Annotated in this window: 20 protein-coding genes; 8 read left to right on the forward strand and 12 right to left on the reverse strand. The window is 72.2% G+C overall.

The window, feature by feature from the left end; genetic code table 11:
• The first annotated feature begins 73 nt into the window (after positions 1–73).
• Complete coding sequence (locus H180DRAFT_RS14625) at positions 74–463, forward strand: nuclear transport factor 2 family protein (RefSeq protein ID WP_055486505.1); 390 nt, start codon at positions 74–76, stop codon at positions 461–463.
• On the opposite strand, the gene H180DRAFT_RS14630 is transcribed toward H180DRAFT_RS14625, so the two are convergent.
• Complete coding sequence (locus H180DRAFT_RS14630) at positions 453–1,247, reverse strand: helix-turn-helix domain-containing protein (protein ID WP_055486506.1); 795 nt, start codon at positions 1,245–1,247, stop codon at positions 453–455. The two genes, H180DRAFT_RS14625 and H180DRAFT_RS14630, sit on opposite strands and share 11 nt — an antisense overlap.
• Before the next feature lie 150 nt (positions 1,248–1,397).
• On the opposite strand from H180DRAFT_RS14630, the gene H180DRAFT_RS14635 reads away from it, so the two are divergent.
• Positions 1,398–1,703 carry a 4a-hydroxytetrahydrobiopterin dehydratase gene (locus tag H180DRAFT_RS14635; protein ID WP_055486507.1) on the forward strand — a complete coding sequence of 102 codons (306 nt, stop codon included), beginning with the start codon at positions 1,398–1,400 and terminating at the stop codon, positions 1,701–1,703.
• Positions 1,704–1,766: 63 nt separating this feature from the next.
• Here H180DRAFT_RS14635 and H180DRAFT_RS14640 read toward each other — a convergent pair whose 3' ends face one another.
• The 3 genes from H180DRAFT_RS14640 to H180DRAFT_RS14650 form a co-directional block, all read right to left on the reverse strand.
• Positions 1,767–2,960 (reverse strand): S1 family peptidase, encoded by a 1,194-nt coding sequence (locus H180DRAFT_RS14640; RefSeq protein ID WP_055486508.1) that lies wholly within the window; start codon positions 2,958–2,960, stop codon positions 1,767–1,769.
• 231 nt (positions 2,961–3,191) lie between these two features.
• Positions 3,192–3,851 carry a fasciclin domain-containing protein gene (locus H180DRAFT_RS14645; RefSeq protein ID WP_055486509.1) on the reverse strand — a complete coding sequence of 220 codons (660 nt, stop codon included), beginning with the start codon at positions 3,849–3,851 and terminating at the stop codon, positions 3,192–3,194.
• A gap of 64 nt (positions 3,852–3,915) precedes the next feature.
• Entirely contained in the window at positions 3,916–5,496 is a 1,581-nt protein-coding gene (locus H180DRAFT_RS14650) for a molybdopterin-dependent oxidoreductase (RefSeq protein WP_055486510.1), read from the reverse strand.
• A gap of 268 nt (positions 5,497–5,764) precedes the next feature.
• On the opposite strand from H180DRAFT_RS14650, the gene H180DRAFT_RS14655 reads away from it, so the two are divergent.
• From H180DRAFT_RS14655 to H180DRAFT_RS14675, 5 genes are read left to right on the forward strand one after another with little or no spacing between them, the layout of a single operon-like run.
• On the forward strand, positions 5,765–7,078 hold the full coding sequence (locus tag H180DRAFT_RS14655) for an NAD(P)/FAD-dependent oxidoreductase (RefSeq protein WP_055486511.1): 1,314 nt from the start codon (positions 5,765–5,767) through the stop codon (positions 7,076–7,078).
• On the forward strand, positions 7,072–7,845 hold the full coding sequence (locus H180DRAFT_RS14660; protein WP_055486512.1) for a DUF1365 domain-containing protein: 774 nt from the start codon (positions 7,072–7,074) through the stop codon (positions 7,843–7,845). Before H180DRAFT_RS14655 ends, H180DRAFT_RS14660 begins: the two co-directional genes overlap by 7 nt.
• A gap of 8 nt (positions 7,846–7,853) precedes the next feature.
• Positions 7,854–9,146 carry an SAM-dependent methyltransferase gene (locus H180DRAFT_RS14665; protein WP_055486682.1) on the forward strand — a complete coding sequence of 431 codons (1,293 nt, stop codon included), beginning with the start codon at positions 7,854–7,856 and terminating at the stop codon, positions 9,144–9,146.
• Positions 9,143–10,426 (forward strand): SAM-dependent methyltransferase, encoded by a 1,284-nt coding sequence (locus tag H180DRAFT_RS14670; protein ID WP_055486513.1) that lies wholly within the window; start codon positions 9,143–9,145, stop codon positions 10,424–10,426. The genes H180DRAFT_RS14665 and H180DRAFT_RS14670 overlap by 4 nt, the downstream gene beginning before the upstream one ends.
• Positions 10,423–11,274, forward strand: a complete 852-nt coding sequence (locus H180DRAFT_RS14675) for a DUF1295 domain-containing protein (protein WP_055486514.1) — start codon at positions 10,423–10,425, stop codon at positions 11,272–11,274. Before H180DRAFT_RS14670 ends, H180DRAFT_RS14675 begins: the two co-directional genes overlap by 4 nt.
• 125 nt (positions 11,275–11,399) lie before the next feature.
• Here the strand turns inward: H180DRAFT_RS14675 and H180DRAFT_RS14680 are convergent, their stop codons facing one another.
• From H180DRAFT_RS14680 to H180DRAFT_RS14695, 4 genes are all read right to left on the reverse strand, one after another.
• Positions 11,400–12,200 (reverse strand): anti-sigma factor, encoded by an 801-nt coding sequence (locus H180DRAFT_RS14680; RefSeq protein ID WP_055486683.1) that lies wholly within the window; start codon positions 12,198–12,200, stop codon positions 11,400–11,402.
• Positions 12,201–12,226: 26 nt separating this feature from the next.
• On the reverse strand, positions 12,227–12,814 hold the full coding sequence (locus H180DRAFT_RS14685; RefSeq protein ID WP_055486515.1) for a sigma-70 family RNA polymerase sigma factor: 588 nt from the start codon (positions 12,812–12,814) through the stop codon (positions 12,227–12,229).
• Positions 12,815–13,176: 362 nt separating this feature from the next.
• Entirely contained in the window at positions 13,177–14,013 is an 837-nt protein-coding gene (locus tag H180DRAFT_RS14690; protein ID WP_055486516.1) for an aldo/keto reductase, read from the reverse strand.
• A gap of 204 nt (positions 14,014–14,217) precedes the next feature.
• Positions 14,218–16,044 (reverse strand): AMP-dependent synthetase/ligase, encoded by a 1,827-nt coding sequence (locus H180DRAFT_RS14695; RefSeq protein WP_055486517.1) that lies wholly within the window; start codon positions 16,042–16,044, stop codon positions 14,218–14,220.
• 304 nt (positions 16,045–16,348) lie between these two features.
• On the opposite strand from H180DRAFT_RS14695, the gene H180DRAFT_RS14700 reads away from it, so the two are divergent.
• Positions 16,349–17,410, forward strand: coding sequence for a bile acid:sodium symporter family protein (locus H180DRAFT_RS14700; RefSeq protein WP_079100120.1), 1,062 nt, complete (start codon positions 16,349–16,351; stop codon positions 17,408–17,410).
• Positions 17,411–17,539: 129 nt separating this feature from the next.
• Here H180DRAFT_RS14700 and H180DRAFT_RS14705 read toward each other — a convergent pair whose 3' ends face one another.
• The 4 genes from H180DRAFT_RS14705 to H180DRAFT_RS14720 form a co-directional block, all read right to left on the reverse strand.
• Complete coding sequence (locus H180DRAFT_RS14705) at positions 17,540–19,393, reverse strand: exo-alpha-sialidase (RefSeq protein ID WP_074466820.1); 1,854 nt, start codon at positions 19,391–19,393, stop codon at positions 17,540–17,542.
• Positions 19,394–19,725: 332 nt separating this feature from the next.
• Positions 19,726–20,598, reverse strand: coding sequence for a formate dehydrogenase accessory sulfurtransferase FdhD (fdhD, locus tag H180DRAFT_RS14710; protein WP_055486519.1), 873 nt, complete (start codon positions 20,596–20,598; stop codon positions 19,726–19,728).
• A gap of 84 nt (positions 20,599–20,682) precedes the next feature.
• Positions 20,683–21,555, reverse strand: coding sequence for a 2Fe-2S iron-sulfur cluster-binding protein (locus tag H180DRAFT_RS14715; RefSeq protein WP_055486520.1), 873 nt, complete (start codon positions 21,553–21,555; stop codon positions 20,683–20,685).
• Positions 21,552–23,510 carry an NAD(P)H-dependent oxidoreductase subunit E gene (locus H180DRAFT_RS14720; protein WP_055486521.1) on the reverse strand — a complete coding sequence of 653 codons (1,959 nt, stop codon included), beginning with the start codon at positions 23,508–23,510 and terminating at the stop codon, positions 21,552–21,554. Before H180DRAFT_RS14720 ends, H180DRAFT_RS14715 begins: the two co-directional genes overlap by 4 nt.
• Positions 23,511–23,516 lie beyond the last annotated feature (6 nt).

Consider the following 23,516-nt stretch of genomic DNA (forward strand, 5'->3'; position numbering starts at 1 on the left):
AGGTAATCGACCGCCGCCCCGAAGCAGCCGAAGGTGGTCCCACCGAGGAAACACCGTCCTGGGAGGACATCGCATGAACCGCTACGAGACCGCCGTGAAGCGCTACTTCGACGCGTGGAACGCCGGCGGGGCCGACAGCCGCAAGAGCGCCGTCGCCGCCGCGTGGACCGCGGACGGCTCCTACACCGACCCCCTCGCCGACGCACGGGGCCACGACGAGCTCGCCGGCGTGATCGCCGCCGTACGGGAGCAGTTCCCCGGATTCAGCTTCGTGCAGACCGGCACCGTCGACGGCCACCACGACACCGCCCGCTTCAGCTGGGAACTGCGGGCCGACGAGGCGCCGCCCGGCGCCGCAGCACCCGTGGCCGGGTCCGACGTGATCACGCTCGCCGAGGACGGCCGCATCCGCGCGGTGCTCGGCTTCCTCGACCGGATGCCCGAGGCCGCGGCTACGGCATGAGCAGCTGAAGGTCCTTTGCCGTCTCCGGGCCGGCGGGCAGGAACGTTTCCACCGCCAGCTCGGAGACCGTCACGTCCACCGGTGTGTTGAACGTCGTGACGGCGGAGAGGAAGGCGAGTCTGCGCCCCGCGTGCTCGATGACCAGAGGAAGCGCGAACGGACTGGCCCCGCCGGCCGACTCCTCGCCGCCCGCCGGCAGCGGATAGGCCGACACCTCCTCGTACAGGGCACGCAGCGGCTCGGACCGCAGCAGCGCGAGCTGCCGCTCCATCTGGTGCAGCAGATGGCTGCGCCACTCGCGGAAGTTGACGATCCGCCGGGCGAGCCCGTCCGGGTGCAGCGTGATGCGCATGGCGTTCAGCGGCGGCTCCAGCAGCCAGGAGGCGACACCGTCGAGCAGCATCGCGATGCCGCGGTTGGCGGCGAGGACCTGATAGGTGCCGTCCACCACGAGAGCCGGATAGGGCTCGTACGCGGTGACCATGCGCTCCAGGTCCGCCCGCAGGGACTCCAGGGCGGGGGAGTCGAGCGGCGTCTCCGGATAGTGCGGCGCGTGACCGGCGGACACCAGCAGGGCGTTGCGCTCCCGCACGGGCACGCCCAGCTCTTCCGCCAGCTTCAGCACCATCTCGCGACTGGGCCGGGAGCGGCCCGTCTCGATGAAGCTGATGTGCCGTGACGAGGAGCCGGCCCGCAGGGCGAGATCGAGCTGGCTCAGCCCGGCACGCTCGCGCCAGCTCCGCAGCATGGGCCCTGCCGTGTTGCCGGCCGCCGAGGTGGTCATGGGCCAAGAGTAGGCCGCCCGCCGGGACCGGCGGCCCGCCGCAGGGGAGGGCCCGGGGGTCCGTCCGCGGCGCGGGGCTGCGCCTAGGCTGGTGGGACCCCGTCAAGCACGCCGTCGAGCACGCCGCAACAGAAAGCGAGAGAGACCCTCATGGCTCCCGAACCCCTGACCCGGCAGCAGACCGACGAAGCCCTCGCCGCGCTTCCCGGCTGGAGCACCGACGGCGACAGCATCACTCGCACGTACTCCTTCGCCAAGCACCTCCCGGCCGCCGCGATGGTGGTCCATGTCGCCACCATCCAGGAGGAGCTGAACCACCATTCGGAGATGTCGCTGGGCTACAACAAGCTGTCCGTCACGGTGAACACGCACAGCGTCGGCGGGCAGGTCACCGCGAAGGACATCGAACTGGCCCGCCGCGTCGAGGAGATCGCGGCGGGACACGGCGCGAGCTAGGTTCCGGTTCCTTCACAGCGCGACCAGAGCGCGACGGCGCCGGGTGGTGACCTGACTGGTGACCTAACTGGTGCTCAGTTTCAGGCCGTACGCGGAGAGCGGGGCGGCGACCGGCTGGTAGTAGGTCGTGCCGCCGGTCGAGCAGTCGCCCGAGCCGCCCGACGTCGTTCCCTGCGCCTGGTCGCCGGAGACGAACGGCCCGCCGGAGTCGCCCGGTTCGGCGCACACGGACGTGCGCCCCAGGCCCCGCACCGTGCCCTGCTCGTAGGCGACGGTGGCGTCGTGCTGCTCGATGGTGCCGCAGCGCCAGCCGCTGGTCGACCCGGAGCGGCAGACCGACGAACCGGACGGCACCCGCTTGGCGCCGGCGACCGACAGATTCACCGAGCCGGGGCCCTTCACATACGGCTTCGCCCGCCAGCCGCTGTTCACCGCGACCCAGCCGTAGTCGTGACCCGGGAAGGACCGTGCCTGGACGGTGCCCTGCGCGGCCCTGTTGTGGCCCGTCGTCTTCGCCCCCTCCTTCCCGCAGTGCCCGGCGGTGAGGAACCCGTCGGTGCTGCCCTTGGTGACGGAGAAGCCGATGGAGCAGCGGGTGGAGCCGTTGGTGTAGTAGGCGTCGCCACCGCGCAGGTCCTCCGCGTACGGGCGGGGTTTCTCGGTGGACTGCGTCACCCGGACCAGTGAGGCGGACGCACCGCTGCGGGTGAGGAAGTCCTTCGCGCCCGCTGGTTCGTTCGCGCGCACGACGACGCTGTTGCTCGGGACGTCCACCGCCCACACCGAGGTACCGCGCGGTGCGCGCCTGAGCGCCGAGGTGTCGAGGGCGGCCTTCGCCGTCTCCAGGGCGTCGAGGCTGTGCTCGACCACCTTCGGCTCGGCGCCTGCGGCCTTGATGGCGGCGGTGTCCTCCCGGTCGGTGGTCGCCACGACGAGCTTCGAAGTCGCTCCCGTGACCCAGGCGCCGCCGTAGCGCCGCCCCAGCTTCGTGCGCATCTGCTGTTCGACGGTGACGGCCCGCTGCTCGTTCGCGATCCTCTTGACGGCTTCGGCGGTGGTGATGCCGAGGTCCTTGCTGATGCTCTTGAGCATCCCCGGCGCGATCTCCGGGGCGGGCGTCGCGTCACCGGTGGCGGCGGGGTCGGCGCCGGCGCGGCCGGGAGGGGAGGGCTCGTCCGCGGTCGCGGGCATCACGGCGATGCCGAGGGCGCCGACGGCCATGACCGTGGCGGCGAGGACCGGGAGCTTTCGGGGCATTGGCGCTCTCCTCGTGTCGCTGGTGGACGGGCGTACTCGGGCCATGCCTCAGCGTCCGGCCGCCGACGGGGGCGCACCACCCGTGGCGCGACCAGATGGACGTACGCTCCCTCAGGCTCCGCCACCCCCGGGTCCGCGGATGCGTCACCCGGCGGCCCGTGCCGCACGGACCCCGTGAATCCGCGCGGCACGGGCCTGTCTCCGCGGCGCCGCCCGGCGCCTGCCGTGCCCCTACTTCGGAGGCATCAGGACCGAGTCGATGATGTGCACCGTGGCATTGGCGGTCCTGACGTTGCCGCAGCCCACCGCGGCCTCGTCGTTGACCTTGTAGGAGTCACCGGAGCCGGCCGTGGTGAGGTCTTCCTTCGCCAGGGTCGGGAAGGAGCCGCCGGCCAGCTTCTCCTTCGGCAGCTTCTCGCCCACCACGTGGTAGGTGAGGACCTTCGTGAGCATCTTCTTGTCGCTGATGACCTTCTTCAGGTCGGCTTCCGGGATCTTCTCGAACGCCTCGTTCGTCGGGGCGAACACCGTGATGTCCTGCGAGCTGTTGAGGGTGTCGGCCAGGCCGGCCTTCTTCACCGCGCCGACCAGCGTGGACAGTTCGGGGTTGTTGCTTGCGGCGGTGGCGACGGGGTCCTGCGCCATGCCCTCGAAGCTGCCCTTGCCGGTCTCGGGCACGGCCTTGCAGGCCGGTCCGAACTCGCCGCTCGCCGCCTCCGGCTTCTGCCCCTTCTCCTCCTTCTCCTTGTTCCGGGACTCGGAGGGCTTGCTGTCCGAGCTCTTGCTGCCGCTGCCGCTGCCGCTGTCGCTGGAGCAGGCGGAGACGCCCAGCGGCAGCAGTGCCACTGCGGTGACGGCGACGGCGGTCCTGCGGATGCGTGAGGTGTTCATCGTTGTCTCTCTTCTGTGTTCGGAGGCCTGAAGTCCGGTCGGGAATGCGGGAGCCGGGGTCGCGTCACGTCACGTCGACCACCACCGAATGCCGTCCCGTGGCGCCGTCGGGCACGGTCCCGACGCGCTCGGCGGTCTGTGTCCGCCCGTCCTTGCCGGTGGCCCGCACCTGAAGCCGGTGGCTTCCCGGTGCGGCGGGCCACTCCCACACCCACTGGCGCCAGGTGTCGGGGCTGTCCTCCTCGGCCAGCCGCGCCCGCTTCCAGGGGCCGTCGTCGACCCGTACCTCGACGCGGCCGATGCCCCGGTGCTGGGCCCAGGCCACGCCGGCGACGCGCACCGTGCCCGCCTTGAGGGAGGAGAGCGGCCGGGGGGTGTCGATGCGGGACTGGGTCTTGACCGGTGCCTCGCGCGCCCAGTCCCGCCGCACCCAGTAGACGTCGTAGTCGTCGAAGGTGGTCAGCTCCAGATCCCGCAGCCACTTGCACGCCGAGACGTAGCCGTAGAGGCCGGGAACGACCATGCGGACCGGGAAACCGTGGGCGAAGGGCAGGGGTTCGCCGTTCATGCCGACGGCGAGCAGGGCGTCCCGCCCGTCCATGACCGTCTCCACCGGGCTGCCCAGCGTCATGCCGTCCACGGAACGGGCCACGAGCTGGTCGGCGCCGCCGCCCTGCGAGGGCGGGCGCACCCCGGCGTCGCGGAGCAGCGCCGCCAGCGGCACACCCAGCCAGGACGCGTTGCCCGTGTATGAGCCGCCGACCTGGTTCGAGACGCAGGTGAGCGTGATGTGCCGCTCGACGAGGCCGCGCTCCAGCAGGTCCGCGAAGCCGAGCGTCAACGGCTCGCGTACGCCCCTGCCGTGGATGCGCAGCGTCCAGTCGTCCACGTCGACGCGGGGGACGGTCAGGGCGGTGTCCACGCGGTAGAAGTCCTTGCTGGGCGTCAGGAACGGGGGCACCCCGTCGATCCCGAGGTCGGCACCCCGGGGGACGGGCGCGGCCCGGGAGCGGGGAGCGGGCAGAAGGACGGCGGCGCGGGAGGCGGCGGCCCGCGCACCGCGTGAGGCGCCCAGCCGGTGGCCGAGCAGTGCCGCACCGGCCGAGCCCGCTGCCACGGCAGCCGCAGCCAGGGTGAAGCCGCGCCGGCGCAGGGCCTCCGGCGCGGCGGGCCGCGCGGCAGTTCCGGGAGGTGTCTCCCCGTCGGCCGGTGCCGCGTTCCGCCGTGCGGGCGGCGGCAGTTGAGCGAGCCGGCCCGCCAGCAGGTACAGCACGACGGCCCCGGCGAGGGCGCTCACGATGGAGGGGACGGCGTCCAGCGGGCCCCCGCCGGGACGCTCCACCGCCGCCGACGCTCCGACGAGGCCGAAGACGACGACCCCGGCCGATCCCGTACGCCGACGGCGCAGGGCGAGCAGCCCGAGTGCGAGGGCGAAGAGCACCAGCAGCGCCCCGATGCCCAGTTGGAGGACGAGCTTGTCCTGGCTGCCGAAGGTGCGGACGGCGAAGTCCTTCACCGCTGCCGGGGTCCGGTCGATCACCGCACCGCCGACGGCCGTGACCGGACTCGCCTCGGGGCGCACTGCCACCGACACCGGTTCGGCGAGCGCGAGCGCCGCGACACCGGCGAGCAGACCGCTGAGCATGCCTGCCCCGGCGAGCAGCAGGCGTCGTCCCCTCCGGACGGTCCCCGCATCCGCGAGGGGTGTCCGGCGCTTCGTCCCCGGGATCGCTTCTCGGTCCGTGTTCACATCCCGGATTCGGCGTACCGGTGCCGCGGGATTGGTCCGGTGGAGAAAAAAACCGCAGCTCAGAAAGGATCGAAGAAAGTCAGCTCCCCGACCAAGCCACCCCCCTTCCGGCTCCGAATGCGGTCCAAGAGGGCAGTGTTCGCCCCCGTACGGAAGGAGCGGCATGGCAGAGCGCAGTGGCAGTGGCAGGCGGCGCCGGGTGGCCGTTGTCGGCAGTGGTGTGGCAGGCCTGACAGCCGCCTACGTGCTCCAGCAGTCGGACTCGGTGTCCCTGTACGAGGCGGACGCCCGGCTCGGCGGCCACGCCCACACCCACGACGTCCCGTCGGCGAACGGCCGGCTTCAGCGGATCGACTCCGGCTTCATCGTGCACAACGAGCGCACGTACCCGATGCTGCTGCGCCTCTTCCGTGAACTCGGCGTGCGGACGCAGCCGTCCGAGATGAGCATGTCCGTGCGGTGCGAGGGCTGCGGCCTGGAGTACGCGGGCGCGCGGGGTGCACGCGGCGTGTTCGCCCAGCCCCGCAGCCTCGCGCGGCCCCGCTTCCTGCGCATGGTCGCCGAGGTCCCGCGCTTCCACCGGCAGGCGCAGAACCTGCTGGACGAGACCGACGGAAGCAGCGGTGGGGGCGACGGGCGTGGCCAAGGCGCCCTCACGGTCGGGGAGTTCCTCGCCCGCGGCCGCTACTCGGCCTATTTCGTCACGCACTTCATGACGCCGCTCGTCTCCGCCGTGTGGTCCTGCGACGCGACGACGGCGCTGCGCTACCCGGCCGCCTACCTGTTCCGCTTCCTTGGGCATCACGGGATGCTCAGCGTCCGGGGATCGCCTCAGTGGCGGACGGTCGCGGGCGGCTCGCGCGAATACGTCGAGCGGATCGCCAAGCAGCTGGCGGCAGTTCACACCGCGACGCCCGTACGCACGGTGCGGCGCCCCGGCGACCGCGCGGAGATCGTCACCGAGGACGGGACGACTCACGAGTACGACGCCGTCGTCCTGGCCACGCACGCCGACACGGCCCTGAAGCTGCTGGAGGAACCCACGCGGGCGGAACGCGAAGTCCTCGGAGCCTTCCGCTACTCGCGCAACCCCACGCAGATGCACACCGACAGCTCGGTGCTGCCGCGTGCGGGGGCGGCCCGCGCATCCTGGAACTACCTGATGCCTTCCTGCCGCACCGACGCCGCGTCCGTGCGCATCACCTACGACATGAACCGGCTGCAACGGCTCGACGCGCCGGAGGACTTCCTCGTCACCCTCGGGGCCGGGGACCGGGTGGAGGCCAATTCCGTGCTGGCCAGGATGGTCTACGAACACCCCGTCTACACGGCGGAGTCGGTCGCCGCCCAGCAGCGGCTGCCCGAACTCGCCTCCGCAACAACGGCGTTCGCGGGCGCATACCACGGCTGGGGCTTCCACGAGGACGGCTGCCGTTCGGGCGTCGACGCGGCCGCCGCACTGGGGGTGCGATGGTGACCGCCGAGCCACGGGAGGCGCACGGGCACCGGGGAGGCACCGGCGAACCGGCCCTGTACGAGTGCCTGGTGACGCATGTGCGGACCCGGCCGCTGCGCCACACCGTCCGGCACCGCACGTACATGTGGCTCGTCGACGTGGACCGTCTGCCGCGGCTGCCCCGCATGCTGCGTCCCCTCGCCCGCTTCGAGAGCCGCGACCACTTCGGCGGCACCGCGCCGACGATCCGCGCCGGTCTGGAACGGTTCCTCGCCGCCAGAGGCTTCGGCCCGCCCGCCGGGCAGGTGCTGATGCTCGCCAACGCCCGAGTCCTCGGGCACGTCTTCAACCCCCTCACCCTCTACTGGTGCCACGACCGCGGGGGCGAAGAGACCTGCGTGGTCGCCGAGGTGCACAACACCTACGGCGAGCGGCACTGCTACCTCCTGCACCCCGACGAGAGCGGATCGGCCACCACAGGCAAGGAGTTCTACGTCTCGCCGTTCTTCCCCGTCGACGGCGCCTACCGGATGCGGCTGCCCCGCCCCGGCACCGCGCTGAGCCTGTCCGTCCGGCTGGTGCGCGCCGGAGGCAGTCCCTTCATCGCGACCCTGCGCGGACGGCGCCGCCCCGCGACCACCGCGGGCTTGCTGCGGGCCGCGCTCCGCCACCCCTGGCCCACGGCCGCCGTGACCGCCGCCGTCCGGCTGCACGGCGTCCGCCTGTATCTGCGCGGTCTGCCCGTGCGTCCCCGTCCCCGCCACCGGGTCCAGGAGGGTCTGGAGTGAGCCTGCACATGCCGTCCGAGTCCGCACGCCGCACCGCGGTCGACGCCGCCCGCTGGCCCGACGTGGCCCGTGCTCCACAGCGCGCGCCCCTGCGCACAGCCCTCGCCGCGCGCCTGGTGCGGCGCACCCTGGAACGTCTGCCCCTGCGGGTACGCACCGCCGGCGGAGAGGACCTCGGCCGGGGCGGGCCGCTGCTCGAACTCCACGACCCCGAGGCGTTCTTCGCAAGGATCGGACGGTCGGGCCTGATCGGCTTCGGCGAGTCGTACATGGCGGGGGAGTGGGACGCGCCCGATCTGGCGGGGGTGCTCACCGTCCTCGCCGAGAACGTCACCGCGCTCGTGCCGGAGCCTCTGCAGCGGCTGCGCACCCTGTGGGCGGCACGGCAGCCGGAGAGCGGACGCAACACCGAGGACCACTCGCGCGAGAACATCCACCATCACTACGACCTGTCCAACGAGCTGTTCGCCCTCTTCCTCGACGACACCCTCACCTACTCCTCCGCGCTCTTCGACGGGCTTCCGGCGCAGTGGCCCGACCTCGCGGCCGCGCAGCGACGCAAGATCGACCGGCTGCTCGACATGGCCGGAGTGGGCCCCGGCACCCGCCTGCTGGAGATAGGAACCGGCTGGGGAGAGCTGGCGCTGCGCGCCGCCGGCCGCGGCGCCCGGGTCGTCACGGCCACCCTCTCCGAGGAGCAGCTGAAGCTGGCCCGCGAGCGCGTGCGCACAGCCGGGCACGAGGAGCGCGTGACGCTGCTGCTGCGGGACTACCGGCAGCTGACCGGCACCTACGACGCCGTCGTCAGCGTCGAGATGATCGAAGCGGTCGGAGCGGAGTTCTGGGCGGGCTACTTCCGCTGCATCGACCGGCTGCTGGCGCCCGGCGGCCGCGCGGCCCTCCAGGCCATCACCATGCCGCACGAACGGATGCTGGCCACCAGGAAGACCTACACGTGGATCCAGAAGTACATCTTCCCCGGCGGGCTGCTGCCCTCTCTCGAAGCCGTCGACCGCACCACCCGCGAGGCCACCGCGCTGCGGGTGACCCACCGGGAGCTGTTCGGGCCCCACTACGCGGAGACGCTGCGCCTGTGGCGCGAACGCTTCACCGAAAGGGCCCCCGAGACCGTCGCCCTCGGTTTCGACGCGACGTTCCGGCGGATGTGGACGTTCTATCTGGCCTACTCCGAGGCGGGATTCCGCGCCGGATACCTGGACGTCGGGCAGCTGCTGCTGACCCGGCCGGGAGACCCCGCCCGTCCCGGCGGGCCCGAGAGGAACAAGGAGAACCACGCATGAAGCCAGACGGCGCGGCACAGCGACTCACCCCACTGCTCGAGGAGTTCGCCGGAAGTCCGCTCCCCGTGCGGCTGCGCGCCTGGGACGGCAGCGAGACGGCCCCCGGCGACTCCGCCGAGGACGCGCCCCTGCTGGTGCTGCGCTCCCGCCGTGCGCTGCGCCGGCTGCTGTGGCAGCCCGGCGAACTCGGCCTGGCCGAGGCGTACATCACCGGTGACCTCGACGTCGAGGGCGATCTCGCCGAAGCGCTGCGCACCGTGTGGCGCACCGCCCGCGCCGGCGGTCTGCGCCCGCCGCGGCCCACTCCGCGCGCCGCGGCCCGCGCGTTCCGGGTGCTGCTGGGGCTGGGCGCGGTCGGGCCGCGTCCGCCGGCGCCCGCACTGCGGTCCCGTCCCAAGGGGCGGCTGCACAGCCGTGACCGCGACCGGGAGGCCGTCAGCCACCACTACGACTTCTCCAACGACTTCTACGCCCTGCTCCTGGACGAGTCGATGGCGTACTCGTGCGGCTACTGGCGCCGACCCGGGGACCGGGCCTACTCGCTGGCCGACGCCCAGCACGACAAGCTCGAACTCGTGTGCCGCAAGCTGGATCTGCACCCCGGTGCCCGCTTCCTCGACGTCGGCTGCGGCTGGGGGTCGCTCACCCTGCACGCCGCACGGCACTACAAGGCCCGCGTCACGGCCGTCACCCTGGCGCGTGAGCAGGCGGCGGCCGTCACGCGCCGCGTCCGGGAGGAGGGGCTGGAGGACCTCGTCGACGTGCAGCTGCGGGACTACCGCGACATCGAGCCGGGCACCTACGACGCCGTCAGCTCCATCGAAATGGGTGAGCACGTCGGCGACGCCGGATACCCGGCGTTCGCGGCCTCGCTGCACCAGCGGCTGCGGCCCCGCGGACGGCTGCTCGTCCAGCAGATGTCCCGCGGCCGGAACGCGCCGGGAGGCGGCGCCTTCATCGAGACCTACATCGCCCCGGACATGCACATGCGTCCCCTCGGCGAGACCGTCTCGCTGCTGGAAGGCGCGTCGCTGGAGGTGCGTGGCGTGGAATCGCTCCGGGAGGACTACGTCCGTACGATCGCAGCCTGGCGCCGCACCCTCGAGGAGCGCTGGAGCGAGGTGACGGCGCTGATCGGTACGGAGGCGGCGCGCGTGTGGCGCCTGTATCTGGTGGGCGGAATGCTCGCCTTCGAGGAGGGACGCATGGGCGTGGACCAGATCCTGGCCGTCCGTCCCGACGCGGAGGGCCGCAGCGGAATGTCCGGCGGCGGCCGGTGAACGGCTACCCCTGGGGCGCCTTCGGGACCGGCCTCGCCGCGTGTGCCGGTGCCGCCCTCGCGGTGATGCTCGTGACCTTCGCCGTCGCCCTGGTCAAGGGCGTGCACCGCATCGTCGACGTGGCCTGGGGGCTGGGCTTCACCGCCGTCGCCGCTGTCTCCTTCGCGCTCTCCTCCGGCCACGGCGACGAGGGGCGGCGACTGCTGGTCACGCTGCTGACCGCCGTGTGGGGCCTGCGGCTCTCCGGGCACATCGCGCTGCGCGGACGGGGACACGGCGAGGACCCGCGCTACGAGCGCCTGTTGGCGCGGGCCCCCGGCAACCCGCGGCTGTACGCGCTGCGTACCGTGTATCTGCTGCAGGGCGCACTGGTGTGGCTCGTCTCCCTGCCCGTGCAGGCGGCCCAGTACGCGCCCGGACCGGTGTCCGCCGCCGAGGCTGCGCTGCTGGCGGCCGCGGTGGCGGTGTGGCTGACCGGTTTCCTCTTCGAGACCGTCGGGGACGCCCAGCTCGCCCGCTTCAAGGCCGATCCGGACCTCCGCGACCGCACGGGCGCCCGGATCATGGACCGCGGGCTGTGGCGCTACACGCGGCACCCCAACTACTTCGGCGACTTCCTCGTGTGGTGGGGCCTGTATCTGACGGCGTGCGCGGACCCCGCCGTCGCGGCGGCGACACTGGTCTCACCCGTGGTGATGAGTCTGCTGCTGACGAAGGGCAGCGGAAAGAGGCTGCTGGAGCAGCAGATGGCGCAGCGCCCCGGATACGCGGAGTACACGGCACGCACCAGCGGCTTCTTCCCCCTGCCGCCCAAGCCAGGCGGGGACGACCGGGCCGGGGCCGGCTGAGCCGGACGGGGCCGCACCTCCGGGCCCGGGCCGCCCCGCGGACTGACAACGCAGCGTGGGGGCACCCCCGGCCGAAGGCTGGGGGAGTGCGTGCCGGCCACCGGGGAGGGATTCGTCAGACACCCCTACGCCCGCGGCAGCTTCATCAGGGCCAGCGGCTCGGTCGTCGGCTGCGGCGAGCCGCCCGCCGGCTCGACGGTGACGCCCATCGCGGACGCCCCGCCCACCCTGCCCTCCATCAGGACGGCCTTGCTGTCACCGGGGGAGTCCACCAGCCCCGCCGAGCGCATCTTCTGCCCGTCGGCGAACCACAGTTGGTACACCTTGCCGGCGGGGGGCTCGGCCAGCCCGGAGGCGAGGAAGGCGGCACGGTCGCGGTCGCGGGAGACGACGACGCTGCCCGACGCCCCGCCCGGCAGCTCGCTGCGCCCGGTCGTCCTCGCGTCCGGCGCCGCCAGCACCCGCGCCAGCTCCGCCTCACGCTGACGTGACTGCTGTGCCTGCTCGCGTGCTTCCTGTGCCTCCCCGTACTGCCACACCGCGGCACCGCCGGAGACGGCCGTAACCGCCGCCAGGCACGCCGCGAGCGCGAAGCGCGGCAGGGAGCGCAGCCTGCGGCTCCCGCCCGGGCGCCTCCGCCCGCGCGCCTCCCGGACCGGGGCGGGCTCCCCCGTGACCCTCGGAGGCTCCTGGCGCACACCGGCGATCTGCCGCAGCACTCTCTCCCGCATCTGCGGCGAGGTGGCCTCGGAGACGGCCAGGCCCAACCGGCCGGCGGTGGCCCGCAGTTCGGCGACCTCCTGTTCGCAGGAGGGGCAGGCGGCCAGGTGGCGCTCGAACGTCTCGCGCTCCGCGGCGGGCAGCGCGTGCACGGCGTACGCGCCGGTCAGCGTGTGCAGTTCGGCCCCGGCCCCGCCGCCGGTCATGGCGCCGTCCGGCACGCCGTCGTCCGTCACGCCGTCACCCCCAGGCAGTCGCGCAGCCGGATCAGACCGTCGCGCAGCCGGGTCTTCACGGTTCCGAGGGGCTGGGCGAGGAGCTCGGCGACCTCCCTGTACGTCAGCCCCCGGTAGTAGGCCAGGGTCACCGACTGGCGCTGGAGCTCGGTCAGGGTGCGCATGCAGCGGCGTACCTGCTCACGCTCCAGCCGGGCCTCCACCGCCTCGGTGACCTCGTCGAACGCGGGCGTGCGGTTCAGCAGGGCCGCACGGTGCTCACGGTCCGCCGAGGCCTGCACCGAGCGCACCCGGTCCACGGCGCGACGGTGCGCGAACGTGAGCACCCACGACATGGCACTGCCCTTCTCGGGACGGAAGTGCGCCGCGGTGCGCCACACCTCCACCAGCACTTCCTGCGCGACCTCTTCGGACTGCGCGGGGTCGCGCAGCACGCTCCGGACGAGGCCCAGGACGGGGCCTGCGATGCGGTCGTAGACGTCGGCGAAGGCGTCCTGGTCCCCGCGTGCCACCTGGGAGAGAAGCTGGGCCAGATCGGGCGGAGCCGTGCCGCCCGGGTCCGCGATCTGCACGGTCTCGTTCACGCCACGGCACCTCCCCCCGATTCGCGTACGCATGCGGGCGGCGCGGGTCGCGCCCCGCCGCCCCGCGGTGCCCGCCGCGAGATCCGGTGTGCGGGACGCCGTGCGGTCGTGCCCATGTTTCCTCCCGGGAGATCTGCTCACAGAGCCTTCGTGGCGGACCGCCCGGCGGATTGGTCCACTCTCCGCCGCGTGCACGGGATCACGCACGACCACGTGCCCGTGTACGTACACGCACGACCGCGCGACCGTGTACGAACACGAACGACTGCGCGCGGCCGGGAGGTCCGGCCGCGCGCGGCGCGGAAGCCGGGCGCCGGACGGGCGGGAGACAAGCCCGGGCCCGCCGCGCGCCGTGCCGTCGCTCAGCCCAGGAAGTTCATGGTGTCGGGGTCGGGGCCGAGACGGGAGTCCGAGTTGAGCCCGGCGATCTCCTCCATCTCGGAGGTGTCGAGCTCGAAGTCGAAGACGTCGATGTTCTCCCTGATGCGGGACGGCGTCACCGACTTGGGGATCACCACGTTCCCCGTCTGCAGATGCCACCGCAGCACGACCTGCGCGGGCGACTTGCCGTACTTGCCGGCCAGCGACGTCAGCGCGGGCTCCGCCAGCAGGTCCTTGCCCTGCCCGAGCGGCGACCACGCCTCCGTCGCGATGCCGTGCTCGGCGTGGAAGGCGCGCGACTCGCCCTGCTGGAGGTGCGGGTGCAGCTCGATCTGGTTGAGGGCGGGCACCGTGCCGGTCTCGTCCAGCAGCCGCCGCAGGTGGGAGGGCTTGAAGTTCGAGACGCCGACGGCCCTGGCGCGGCCCTCAGCGTTGATCTTCTCGAAGGCCTTCCAGGTGTCGACGTACTTGTCGGCCTCCGGCACGGGCCAGTGGATGAGGTAGAGGTCCACGTACTCCAGGCCGAGCCTGTCCAGGGACGCGTCGAAGGCGCGCAGCGTGGAGTCGTAGCCCTGCTCGGAGTTCCACAGCTTGGTGGTGACGAAGAGTTCTTCGCGCGGCACGCCCGAAGAGGCAAGGCCGCTGCCCGTTCCCCGCTCGTTCTCGTAGATGGCGGCCGTGTCGATGCTGCGGTAGCCCGCCTCGATGGCGGTGCCCACGGCGCGGGCCGCCTCGTCGTCCGGCACCTGCCAGACGCCGAAGCCCAGCTGGGGCATGACGCTGCCGTTGTTGAGGGTGATGGTGGGAACGCTGCTCACGAACGATCGGTCCTCACATGTCGACGAACTGTTCCACTTCGGTACCCCTCAACGATCAGGGGAATCGCGGCATTCCTCGGCCCGGACCGGGCACCGGCCGGGGCGCAGGCGCGGCGAGGGTCTGCCCGTCGCACGGTGTTCCGCGGCACACCGCTGCGAGGAGCGCGGCACGACGGCTGCGCTCACGTGACGGCTGTGCTCACGTCACTGGTGGTACAGCGCCTCGATCTCCACGGCGTAGGCCGACTCGATCGCCTTCCGCTTCAGCTTCAGTGAGGGGGTCACGTAGCCCGCCTCCTCGGTGAACTGCGCCGCGAGTATGCGGAACGTACGTATCGACTCGGCCTGTGAGACCTGGGTGTTGGCGGCCACGACGGCCCGCCGCACCTCCGTCTCCAGGTCCGGGTCGCGCACCAGTTCCGTCGGCTTCAGCTCGGGCTTCTCGCGCATCTGGAGCCAGTGGGAGACGGCGTCCGGATCGAGGGTGACCAGCGCCGAGACGTACGGACGGTCGTTGCCGACCACGATGCACTGCGCCACCAGCGGGTGCGCGCGCACCCGCTCCTCCAGGACACCGGGCGAGACGCTCTTGCCGCCGGAGGTGACGAGGATCTCCTTCTTCCGCCCGGTGATGGTGAGATAGCCGTCCTCGTCCAGCGCGCCGAGGTCGCCCGTCGCCAGCCAGCCGTCGTGCAGCGCCTCGTCGGTGCCCTTGGGGTTGTTGAGATAGCCCTGGAAAATCTGGGGTCCGCGCAGCCAGATCTCGCCGTCGTCGGCGATGTGCACCGTCGTGCCGGGCACGGGGTGCCCGACGGTGCCGAAGCGGATGCGCTCCGGCGGGTTGCAGGTGGCGCCCGCGCTCGTCTCGGTCAGCCCGTAGCCCTCGTAGATGCGCATGCCGACGCCCTCGAAGAAGAGCCCGAGGCGCCGCTCCATGGCGCTGCCGCCGGAGATGGCGCCGCGGCACAGGCCGCCCATGGCCTCCCGCATCTTGCTGTAGACGAGGCTGTCGAAGACCTGGTGCTTCAGGCGCAGCGATGCGCTCGGGCCGGGGCCGCTGCGGAACGCCTTGTTCTCCATCGCCTCGGCGTAGCGCACCGCCACATCCACGGCCTTCTCGAACGGGCCGAGCTTTCCTTCCAGTTCGGCCTTGCGGCGGGCGGACTGGAAGATCTTCTCGAAGAGGTACGGCACCGCCAGCATGAACGTCGGCCTGAACGTCCTCAGGTCCGGCAGCAGCGACTCGGCGGCCATGACCGGCTGGTGGCCAAGCCGCACCTTGGACCGTATGCACACCAGTTGCACCATGCGCCCGAAGACGTGCGCGAGCGGCAGGAAGAGGAGCAGGGACGGCGGTTCGCTCGGCTTGTGGCTGAAGACGTGCTCGTACCTGCCCTGCATGGCGGTGGCGTCCGCGATGAAGTTGGCGTGTGTGAGCACGCAGCCCTTGGGGCGGCCCGTCGTGCCCGAGGTGTAGATGATGGTGGCCGTGGAGTCCGGCGTGACCGCGAGCCGGTGCCGGTGGACGATGTCGTCCTCCAAGTGGGCGCCGGCGGCCATGAGTTCCTTCTCGGCCTGGGCGTCGAGCTGCCACAGCCGCTTGAGCTGCGGCAGACGGTCGATGACGGAGCCGACCGTCATCGCGTGGTCCTCGTGCTCGACGATGGCCGCCGTGACCTCGGAGTCGTGCATCATCCAGCAGACCTGCTCGGCGGAGGAGGTCGGGTAGATGGGCACCACATGTGCGCCGATGGTCCACAGTGCGAAGTCGAGCAGCGTCCACTCGTAGCGCGTGCGCGACATGATGGCGACCCGGTCACCGAAGCGGATGCCTTCCGCCAGCAGCCCCTTGGCCATGGCCATGACCTGGTCACGGAATTCGGCGGCGGTCACGTCCTGCCACTCGCCCGCGGCGTCCTTGCGGGACAGCGCGACCCTGTCCGGGTCTTCCGTGGCATGGTCGAAAACAGTGTCAGCCAGCCCGCCAACCTGCGGTGTGGGCGCCAGAGCCGGGACCGTGAACTCGCGCAATGGGAATGCTCCTCGACGTGCAGTGCACAGCTGTGAAAAAAAGCACAGCGCGCGGCGACGGTATCCGATGTAAAAGCTGGTGGGGAGAGTCCCCGAATCCGGTCAGTCCGTCATATCGGGGCACATCGGAAGGGCGTCGTGGGGTTGTTGCAGATCGTACGGGTTTTCGGCACCGAACCTCCCCGAGTAAAGCAGCTGCAGGCCCCGCGAGAGAATGGCCCGGAGGACATTCAACGGCACCGTTCGTGGAATCCGGCCCCTGCCCGTGTTCCACGGGAGTCAACAGCACCGCACCGAGGGAGACATGCGCCGACTGGCACAACTGGCCGACCCGTACATCGCTCTGCTACTGGGCACCGTCCTGCTCGCCGTGTTCCTCCCGGCGAGCGGGGAAGCGGCCGCCGGTCTCGGGTGGGGCACCAAGGCGGCCGTCGGACTGATCTTCTTCCTCTACGGCGCCCGCCTCTCCACGCGGGAAGCCTTCGAGGGCCTGCGGCACTGGCGGCTCCAAGTGCTCGTCCTGTTGTGTACGTTCGCTGTCTTCCCACTGATCGGGCTGGCCACACGGGCACTCGTCCCGTACGTGCTCACACCTGGGCTCCAGGCCGGGCTGCTCTTCCTGTGCCTGGTCCCCTCGACCGTCCAGTCGTCGATCGCCTTCACCTCCGTGGCGCGGGGCAACGTGCCCGCAGCGATCTGCGCGGGCACCTACTCCAGCCTGCTCGGGATGGTGGCCACGCCGCTGCTCGCGGCCTGGCTCATCGGCGGGCACGCGGCGCTCGGCGCGGAAGGGATCGTCGGGATCGTCTGCCAGCTGCTCGCGCCGTTCGTGGCCGGGCAGCTGCTGCGCCGGTGGATCGGAGGCTTCATCACACGGCATCACCGTGTCCTCGGTCACGTCGACAGGGGAGCGGTGCTGCTCGTCGTCTACACGGCCTTCAGCCAGGGCATGACCGAGGGAATCTGGGGCCGGGTCACGCCTCTGCGGCTGGTGGCGCTGCTCGGGGTGGAGGCCGCGCTGCTCGCACTGATGCTGACGCTGACGTGGTACGGGGCGTCCCGGCTCGGCTTCACGCGTGCCGACCGCGTCGTCACCGTCTTCGCCGGGTCCAACAAGTCGCTCGCGGCCGGACTGCCCATGGCCAGCGTGCTGTTCGGAGCGCAGGCGAGTCTCGCGGTGCTGCCGCTGATGCTCTTCCACCAGATGCAGCTCATCGTCTGCGCGTTCCTCTCCCGGCGCTGGGCCGCGAAGGCACCGGAGGCGAGCACCACCGAGGGCAGCACCCGCGCCGTGGCGGCGGGAGGGTCGTCGCCCGGCCGGAAGCCGGGCCGGAAGGTGACTGCGGGGACCGCTCGGCGAAGGTGACCGCAACGGTGACGGTGAACCGCAACGGTGACGGTCAACCGCGCGGTGACGGGGAACCTCGGCGAGGGTGAACGGCCCTGCGCACGGGTGCGGCCCGGGGGTCGGCCCGGCGAACGGGTGCGGCCGTCGTCACCGAGCCGGGCCGGCCCTCTCCAGCGGCAGGTCCAGCACCGAGCGGCCCCCGGCGCTGACGCGCACCTCGTCCAGAGCGCCGGTGAGGTGCGCCCGGCTGTCCACCCTCTGACCCAGGTGCACGCCGAACGGTGAGGTGACGCTCACCGAACCCGGCACGTCCGGCGCGGTCACGCTCTCGCCGTCCACCTCCAGCCGCAACTGACCGTCCCCGCGGCGCAGTTCGGCACGATGCCACCGCCCGTCGTTGTACGCGCCCGCGGTGGACACCTGTGCCGTGGCGGCCGGCGCCGGAACCCGCCGTGCGGTCACCGCCGCCGTGACGCGGCCGCCCGCCCCGTCGGCCGTGAGCCGCACCTGCGGCTGCGCCTCGCCGACGCCGCCCATCCACAGCAGCGGCTGCTCACCCGCGCCGCCGGTGCAGCGGAACCACAGGCCGGCCGTGAAGTCCGCTTCGCCCAGAGGAAGTCCGCGCCGGAAGGGCAGCCGCACGGCGTCGTCACGCCCGTCGAAGGCCAGGGCCTGCCCATGGTGACCGGTCACCTGCCGCGCGCCGCCCAGCACCGCGGCGTCACCGGCGCCGGGGGCGCGGTCGGCCGTCACCGGGTCCGGACCCCTGCGGGGACCGAGCCAGTCCTGCGTGAAGGCGGCGAAGCGGATCTCGTCGCGGGCGTCGGCCGCGCCGCCCTCGTAGAGCAGGCCGACGCGGTCGCCACTCGCCCGGACCATGTCGGAGTAGCCGGACCAGTCGGTGGTCACCGTGCGGCCGCGGTCCACGCCCTCCCAGGTCGCACCCTCGTCGTAGGAGGAGCGGACCGTCATCGTGCGGCGCCGGTCGGGGTCGGCGGGCGCGGACAGCAGCAGCCTGTCCGTGCCGCCGCCCAGCGGCAGCACGGAACCCTGGACCTGCGGCGTGTAGAGGCCGGGCATCGCGCGGAAGGAGGAGGTGAAGAACTCGCCGCCGCCGCGGGCGACCGCCGTCGACCTGTGCCCGAGGTCGGTGCCCTGGGTCTCCCTGGCACTCGCGAGGACCGAGCCGTCGCGGCGTTCGTGGAGGGTCAGCTCCTGCGGCTTCTGCCGGAAGGTCCCTTCGGGCGAGTGCGCACGGCTGTCCCTGGCCCCGAGCCGCCAGTTGCGTCCGCCGTCGTCGCTGATGGCCAGCGCCGCGTGGTTCCTGACGGTCCTCCCGCCGCGCCACGTCTCACCGTTGACGCCGAGGACGAGGCGGCCGGCGTGGCGTCCGTGGCGCAGCTGCAGACCGTGCCCCGGGCCTGTCGCGTACCAGGAGTTCCAGTCCGGGGGCCGCAGTTGCGCGCTCAGGTCCCGCGGCGGGGACCATGTGGCGCCGTCGTCGTCGCTGTACTGCAGGTGGGGGGTGCGGTCGCAGGGGGACTCGCAGCTCTTCCCGTCCGCACGGCCGGAGTTGAACGTCTGCGCGAGCAGAATGCGCCCGGTTCGGCTGTCCACGACGGGCTGCGGGTTGCCGTGGGTGTCGCCGCCGCCGCTGCTGACCACCTTCAGCGGCCCCCAGGTGCGGCCTCCGTCGGACGACCGCCTGAGAACGATGTCGATGTCGCCCGCGTCGCCGCAGTCGTTCACCCGTCCCTCGGCGAAGGCCAGAAGCGTGCCCTTCACCGTCCGTACGACGGCGGGGATGCGGAAGCACGCGTAGCCCTGGTCCGGCGTCCCCCTGAAGAGCACCTGCTGGGTGAAGGGCGGTTCGGTGCTGCCGGCGGACTGCCCCGCGCCCACGGCGGGCTGCGGAACGGCCAGCAAGGAGGCGCACAGGGCGACGAGCAGTCCGGTTCTGAGGGTTGCTCCGTGACGTAAGGCTGAGAGACGAGGACTCATGTACGCCCCTTCCGCGGCCCGCGCGGCACGGGCCCGTGATCGCGGTTCACGGGATGTCCGGATGCACTGGGGGTAACCCTGCCCCGCTCTGCCCCGGGCTACGTCGGGGCGAAAGTGAACAATGCGCGTACGGGCGCGCCGAGGAGCGCACACGGACTCGCAGGCGCGGCACCGGAGATAGGGACGCGGACGCGCAGGAGCGCCCGCGGGAAGGCCCGGGCATGGGGAAGGCCCGGGCAGGGGGAAGCCCCCGGGACACGGGGAAGGGCCCGGCCGGCGCAGGGGGCGCCTCCCGCCGACCGAGCCCCTATCCCGTGCAGCAGGCGAGGCCGTCAGGCCCGGCCGGCCGTGGTGCGCAGGGCGAGCCGGTGCTCACCTGCGTACACGTTCATCGAGGTACCGCGGAGGAAGCCGACCAGGGTCAGCCCCGTCTCCGCGGCCAGATCCACCGCCAGTGACGAGGGCGCCGAGACGGCGGCGAGCACGGGAATGCCCGCCATCACCGCCTTCTGCGCCAGCTCGAACGACGCACGTCCCGAGACCATCAGCACCGCCTCCCGCAGGGGGAGCCCGCCCTGCTGGAGTGCCCGTCCCACGAGCTTGTCGACGGCGTTGTGGCGGCCCACGTCCTCCCGTACGTCCAGGAGTTCGCCCTCGGAGGTGAAGAGGGCCGCGGCGTGGAGGCCGCCGGTGCGTTCGAAGACCCGCTGGGACGCGCGCAACGTGTCGGGCAGCGAGGAGAGCACGGACGGTTCGAGGCGGACGCGCGGCCCGGCGGGGTCGTCCGGGTCCTGCGGGTTCTCGATGCTCCAGCGGGCGGTCGTACGGACCGCGTCGAGGCTCGCCTTGCCGCACAGGCCGCACGAGGACGTGGTGTAGACGTTCCGTTCCAGGGCGATGTCCGGGACGGGGACGCCGGGCGCGAGACGGACGTCGACCACGTTGTAGGTGTTCGAACCCTCCTCCGTCGCTCCCGCGCAGTAGACGATGTTCGCCAGTTCCTCCGCCTCGCCCAGCACGCCCTCGCTGACGAGGAACCCCGCGGCCAGCGCGAAGTCGTCACCCGGGGTGCGCATGGTGATGGCGAGCGGCTTGCCGTTCAGCCGGATCTCCAGCGGTTCCTCGGCGACGAGGGTGTCCGGGCGGGTGCTCACCGCACCGTCGCGGATGCGCAGCACACGCCGTCGCTCAGTGACCCGTCCCATTCGGTCCGTCCTGTCGGTGAGTTGTGTGGGCGGTGGCCCCGGACGGCCCCCACGCGGGGAGCCGCCGGGACGCGCCGTCGTCCGTCAAGCGCCTGCCGTGTTGCCTCCGCCGACGTGCTGATAGCCGAAGCGGCCCTTGATGCAGAGGTTTCCGTGCGTCACCGGGTTGTCGAGCGGTGAGCTGACCTTGACGATTTCATTGTCCTGCACGTGGAGCGTCAGGTTGCAGCCCACACCGCAGTACGCGCACACCGTGGTCGTCTGCGTCTGCCGCTCCTCGTCCCAGGTGCCCGCTTCCCGCATGTCGAATTCCGACTTGAAGGACAGCGCGCCCGTGGGGCACACCTCGATGCAGTTGCCGCAGTAGACACAGGCGGAGTCGGTGAGCGGCGCGTCGTGCTCGGTGGAGATGCGCGAGTCGAAACCCCTGCCCGCCATGGAGATCGCGAAGCTGTTCTGCCACTGCTCACCGCAGGCGTCGACGCACTTGTAGCACAGGATGCACTTGTCGTAGTCGCGGACGTACAGGTCGTTGTCGATCTTCGGCTGTTCGTTCATCGTCGCCGCGTCCGCGCCGAAGCGGTCCGGCTTGGCACCGTATTCCTTGATCCACTCGGCCGCGCGCGGGGTCGTGGACAAGTCCGTCGCGGAGGCGAGCAGTTCCAGGACGATCTTGCGGCTGTGCCGGGCCCGTTCGGTGTCCGTGCGCACCGTCATGCCCGCCTCGGCCTTGCGGGAGCAGGCGGGGGCGAGAGTGCGGGAGCCCTCGACCTCGACGACGCAGACGCGGCAGGCGTTCTTCGGTTCGAGCGTCTCGCCCTGGCAGAGCGTCGGTATGTCCTTGCCCGCCGAACGGCAGGCGTCCAGGATCGTGGACCCGTCGGGGACCCGGGTCGGCTCGCCGTCGAGCTCGAACTCGACGAGGCGGCGCGGGGGATCCAGCGGTACGGAGGTCATGCGTAGGCTCCCAGTCGGTCGATGGCGGACTCCACGGCGTTCCAGGCGGTCTGTCCCAGACCGCAGATCGAGGCGTCGCGCATCGCCTCTCCCACCTCGCGGAGCAGCGCGATGTCATCGGCGGTGCCCTCGGCCCCGCCGGAGGTGCCCACGCGCCCGGCGAGGCGGTGAAGGGCCTCCTCCTGGCGCACGGTGCCGATGCGGCACGGCACGCACTGGCCGCAGGACTCGTCGCGGAAGAACTCGGCGATGCGAAGCAGGATCCGCGGCAGCGGCACCGACGAGTCCAGCGCCAGCACCACGCCGGAGCCGAGCGTCGTCCCGGCTTCTCTCGTTCCCTCGAAGGTGAGCGGGATGTCCAGCTCGTCCCCTCGTACGAAACCGCCCGCGGCGCCGCCCAGCAGCACCGCCCGCAGGTCCTCGGTCACGCCCGCGAGTTCGAGCAGGTCACCGAGGGTGGCACCGAAGGGCAGTTCGTAGATGCCGGGACGCTCCACGCTGCCGGAGACGCAGAAGAGCTTCGGCCCCGTCGACTTCCCGGTGCCGATCGCGGCGTACGCCTCGGCGCCCATCTCCAGCACCGGCAGGACGTTCACGAGCGTCTCGACGTTGTTGGCGGCGGTCGGCTTGCCGAACAGGCCCTTCTCCACCGGGAAGGGCGGTTTGGAGCGGGGCTCTCCCCGGTTGCCCTCCAGGGAGTTGAACAGAGCCGTCTCCTCGCCGCAGATGTAGGCGCCGGCGCCGCGCCGGATCTCGATGTCGAAGGCGTAGCCCATGCCGAGCACGTCGTCGCCGAGCAGGCCGCGGGCGCGTGCCTGCGTGATGGCGTTCGTCAGCACCCGCAGCGCGCGCGGGTATTCGCCGCGCAGATACAGGTAGCCCTTGTGCGCGCCGGTGGCGTAGCCGGCGATGGTCATGGACTCGATCAGCGCGAACGGGTCGCCCTCCATCAGGACCCGGTCCTTGAAGGTGCCCGGTTCGCTCTCGTCGGCGTTGCACACGACGTAGTGCGGCTGGTCCGGCTGCGACGCCGTGGCCTGCCACTTGCGGCCCGTGGGGAAGGCGGCGCCGCCGCGTCCCACCAGCCCGGAGTCGGTGACCTCGCGCAGCACCCCGGCCGGTCCGAGGGCGAAGGCGCGGCGCAGCGCCCGGTAGCCGCCGTGGGCGCGGTAGTCGTCGAGGGACTCGGGGTCGGCGACGCCGATGCGGGAGAGCAGCTTCAGCCCCGGCTCGCCGGCCTGCGGCACGGCGAGAGCGGGAGCGGGCTCCTCGGGTGCGTCCTCGGGGGCGCGTGCGGCCGCCTCCACGTCCTGTGCCGTGGCGGGTGCGACGACGGCGGTCGCGTACGCCGCCACACCGGGGGCGGGAGCGCCCGGCGCCGGTGAACTCCCGTTGGACGACGCTCCCTCGGCAGCGGCTCCCGCTCCCGGCCCGGCCGCCGAGGGGCAGCCCTGCCCGGCACGTATCGACAGGACGGCCGGGGCGCGTTCGCACAGGCCCAGGCAGGGGCTGGGCTGCCAGACCGCGCCGTCGCGGGCCTCGCCCGCGGGGCCGAGGCGGCGCTCCACCTCGGCCTGGAAGGCGTCCGCGCCCGGCGCCGCCGCGCATGCGATGTCCGTGCAGACATGCACGACGGTGGCCGGACGCGGACGCATGGAGAACATCGAGTAGAACGTCGCCACGCCGTAGGCCTCGGCCGGCGGCACCGTCAGCCTCCGGCACAGGTAGGTGAGCGCTCCCTCGCTGATCCATCCCACGCGGTCGTTGACCGCGTGGAGCCCCGGCAACAGCAGGTCACGCCGCTCCCGTGCGTCCCGGCCGCCGACTGCCCAGCGCAGGTCGCCCGTGGTGCGGTCGTCCGCCCCTTCCCAGGCGCTGGGCGGAGGCCCGAGCAGGTCGTCGACGGCCGCCTTCTCCTCGTCCGTCGGCTTGCTGTCACCGAAGCGCAGATCCATTGCAGG

Source organism: Streptomyces sp. WMMB 322, assembly GCF_900090145.1.
GTDB lineage: Bacteria > Actinomycetota > Actinomycetes > Streptomycetales > Streptomycetaceae > Streptomyces.

What these genes read in the sequence shown, in the direction of transcription:
- H180DRAFT_RS14625 (WP_055486505.1), top strand. Translation starts at nt 74, where the DNA reads ATGAACCGCTACGAGACCGCCGTGAAGCGCTACTTCGACGCGTGGAAC.
- H180DRAFT_RS14715 (WP_055486520.1), bottom strand. Translation starts at nt 21,555, where the DNA reads ATGACCTCCGTACCGCTGGATCCCCCGCGCCGCCTCGTCGAGTTCGAG.
- H180DRAFT_RS14650 (WP_055486510.1), bottom strand. Translation starts at nt 5,496, where the DNA reads ATGCTCAGCGGTCTGCTCGCCGGTGTCGCGGCGCTCGCGCTCGCCGAA.
- H180DRAFT_RS14700 (WP_079100120.1), top strand. Translation starts at nt 16,349, where the DNA reads ATGCGCCGACTGGCACAACTGGCCGACCCGTACATCGCTCTGCTACTG.
- H180DRAFT_RS14645 (WP_055486509.1), bottom strand. Translation starts at nt 3,851, where the DNA reads ATGAACACCTCACGCATCCGCAGGACCGCCGTCGCCGTCACCGCAGTG.
- H180DRAFT_RS14660 (WP_055486512.1), top strand. Translation starts at nt 7,072, where the DNA reads ATGGTGACCGCCGAGCCACGGGAGGCGCACGGGCACCGGGGAGGCACC.
- H180DRAFT_RS14705 (WP_074466820.1), bottom strand. Translation starts at nt 19,393, where the DNA reads ATGAGTCCTCGTCTCTCAGCCTTACGTCACGGAGCAACCCTCAGAACC.
- H180DRAFT_RS14720 (WP_055486521.1), bottom strand. Translation starts at nt 23,510, where the DNA reads ATGGATCTGCGCTTCGGTGACAGCAAGCCGACGGACGAGGAGAAGGCG.
- H180DRAFT_RS14655 (WP_055486511.1), top strand. Translation starts at nt 5,765, where the DNA reads ATGGCAGAGCGCAGTGGCAGTGGCAGGCGGCGCCGGGTGGCCGTTGTC.
- H180DRAFT_RS14640 (WP_055486508.1), bottom strand. Translation starts at nt 2,960, where the DNA reads ATGCCCCGAAAGCTCCCGGTCCTCGCCGCCACGGTCATGGCCGTCGGC.
- fdhD (WP_055486519.1), bottom strand. Translation starts at nt 20,598, where the DNA reads ATGGGACGGGTCACTGAGCGACGGCGTGTGCTGCGCATCCGCGACGGT.
- H180DRAFT_RS14680 (WP_055486683.1), bottom strand. Translation starts at nt 12,200, where the DNA reads ATGACCGGCGGCGGGGCCGGGGCCGAACTGCACACGCTGACCGGCGCG.
- H180DRAFT_RS14665 (WP_055486682.1), top strand. Translation starts at nt 7,854, where the DNA reads ATGCCGTCCGAGTCCGCACGCCGCACCGCGGTCGACGCCGCCCGCTGG.
- H180DRAFT_RS14635 (WP_055486507.1), top strand. Translation starts at nt 1,398, where the DNA reads ATGGCTCCCGAACCCCTGACCCGGCAGCAGACCGACGAAGCCCTCGCC.
- H180DRAFT_RS14670 (WP_055486513.1), top strand. Translation starts at nt 9,143, where the DNA reads ATGAAGCCAGACGGCGCGGCACAGCGACTCACCCCACTGCTCGAGGAG.
- H180DRAFT_RS14630 (WP_055486506.1), bottom strand. Translation starts at nt 1,247, where the DNA reads ATGACCACCTCGGCGGCCGGCAACACGGCAGGGCCCATGCTGCGGAGC.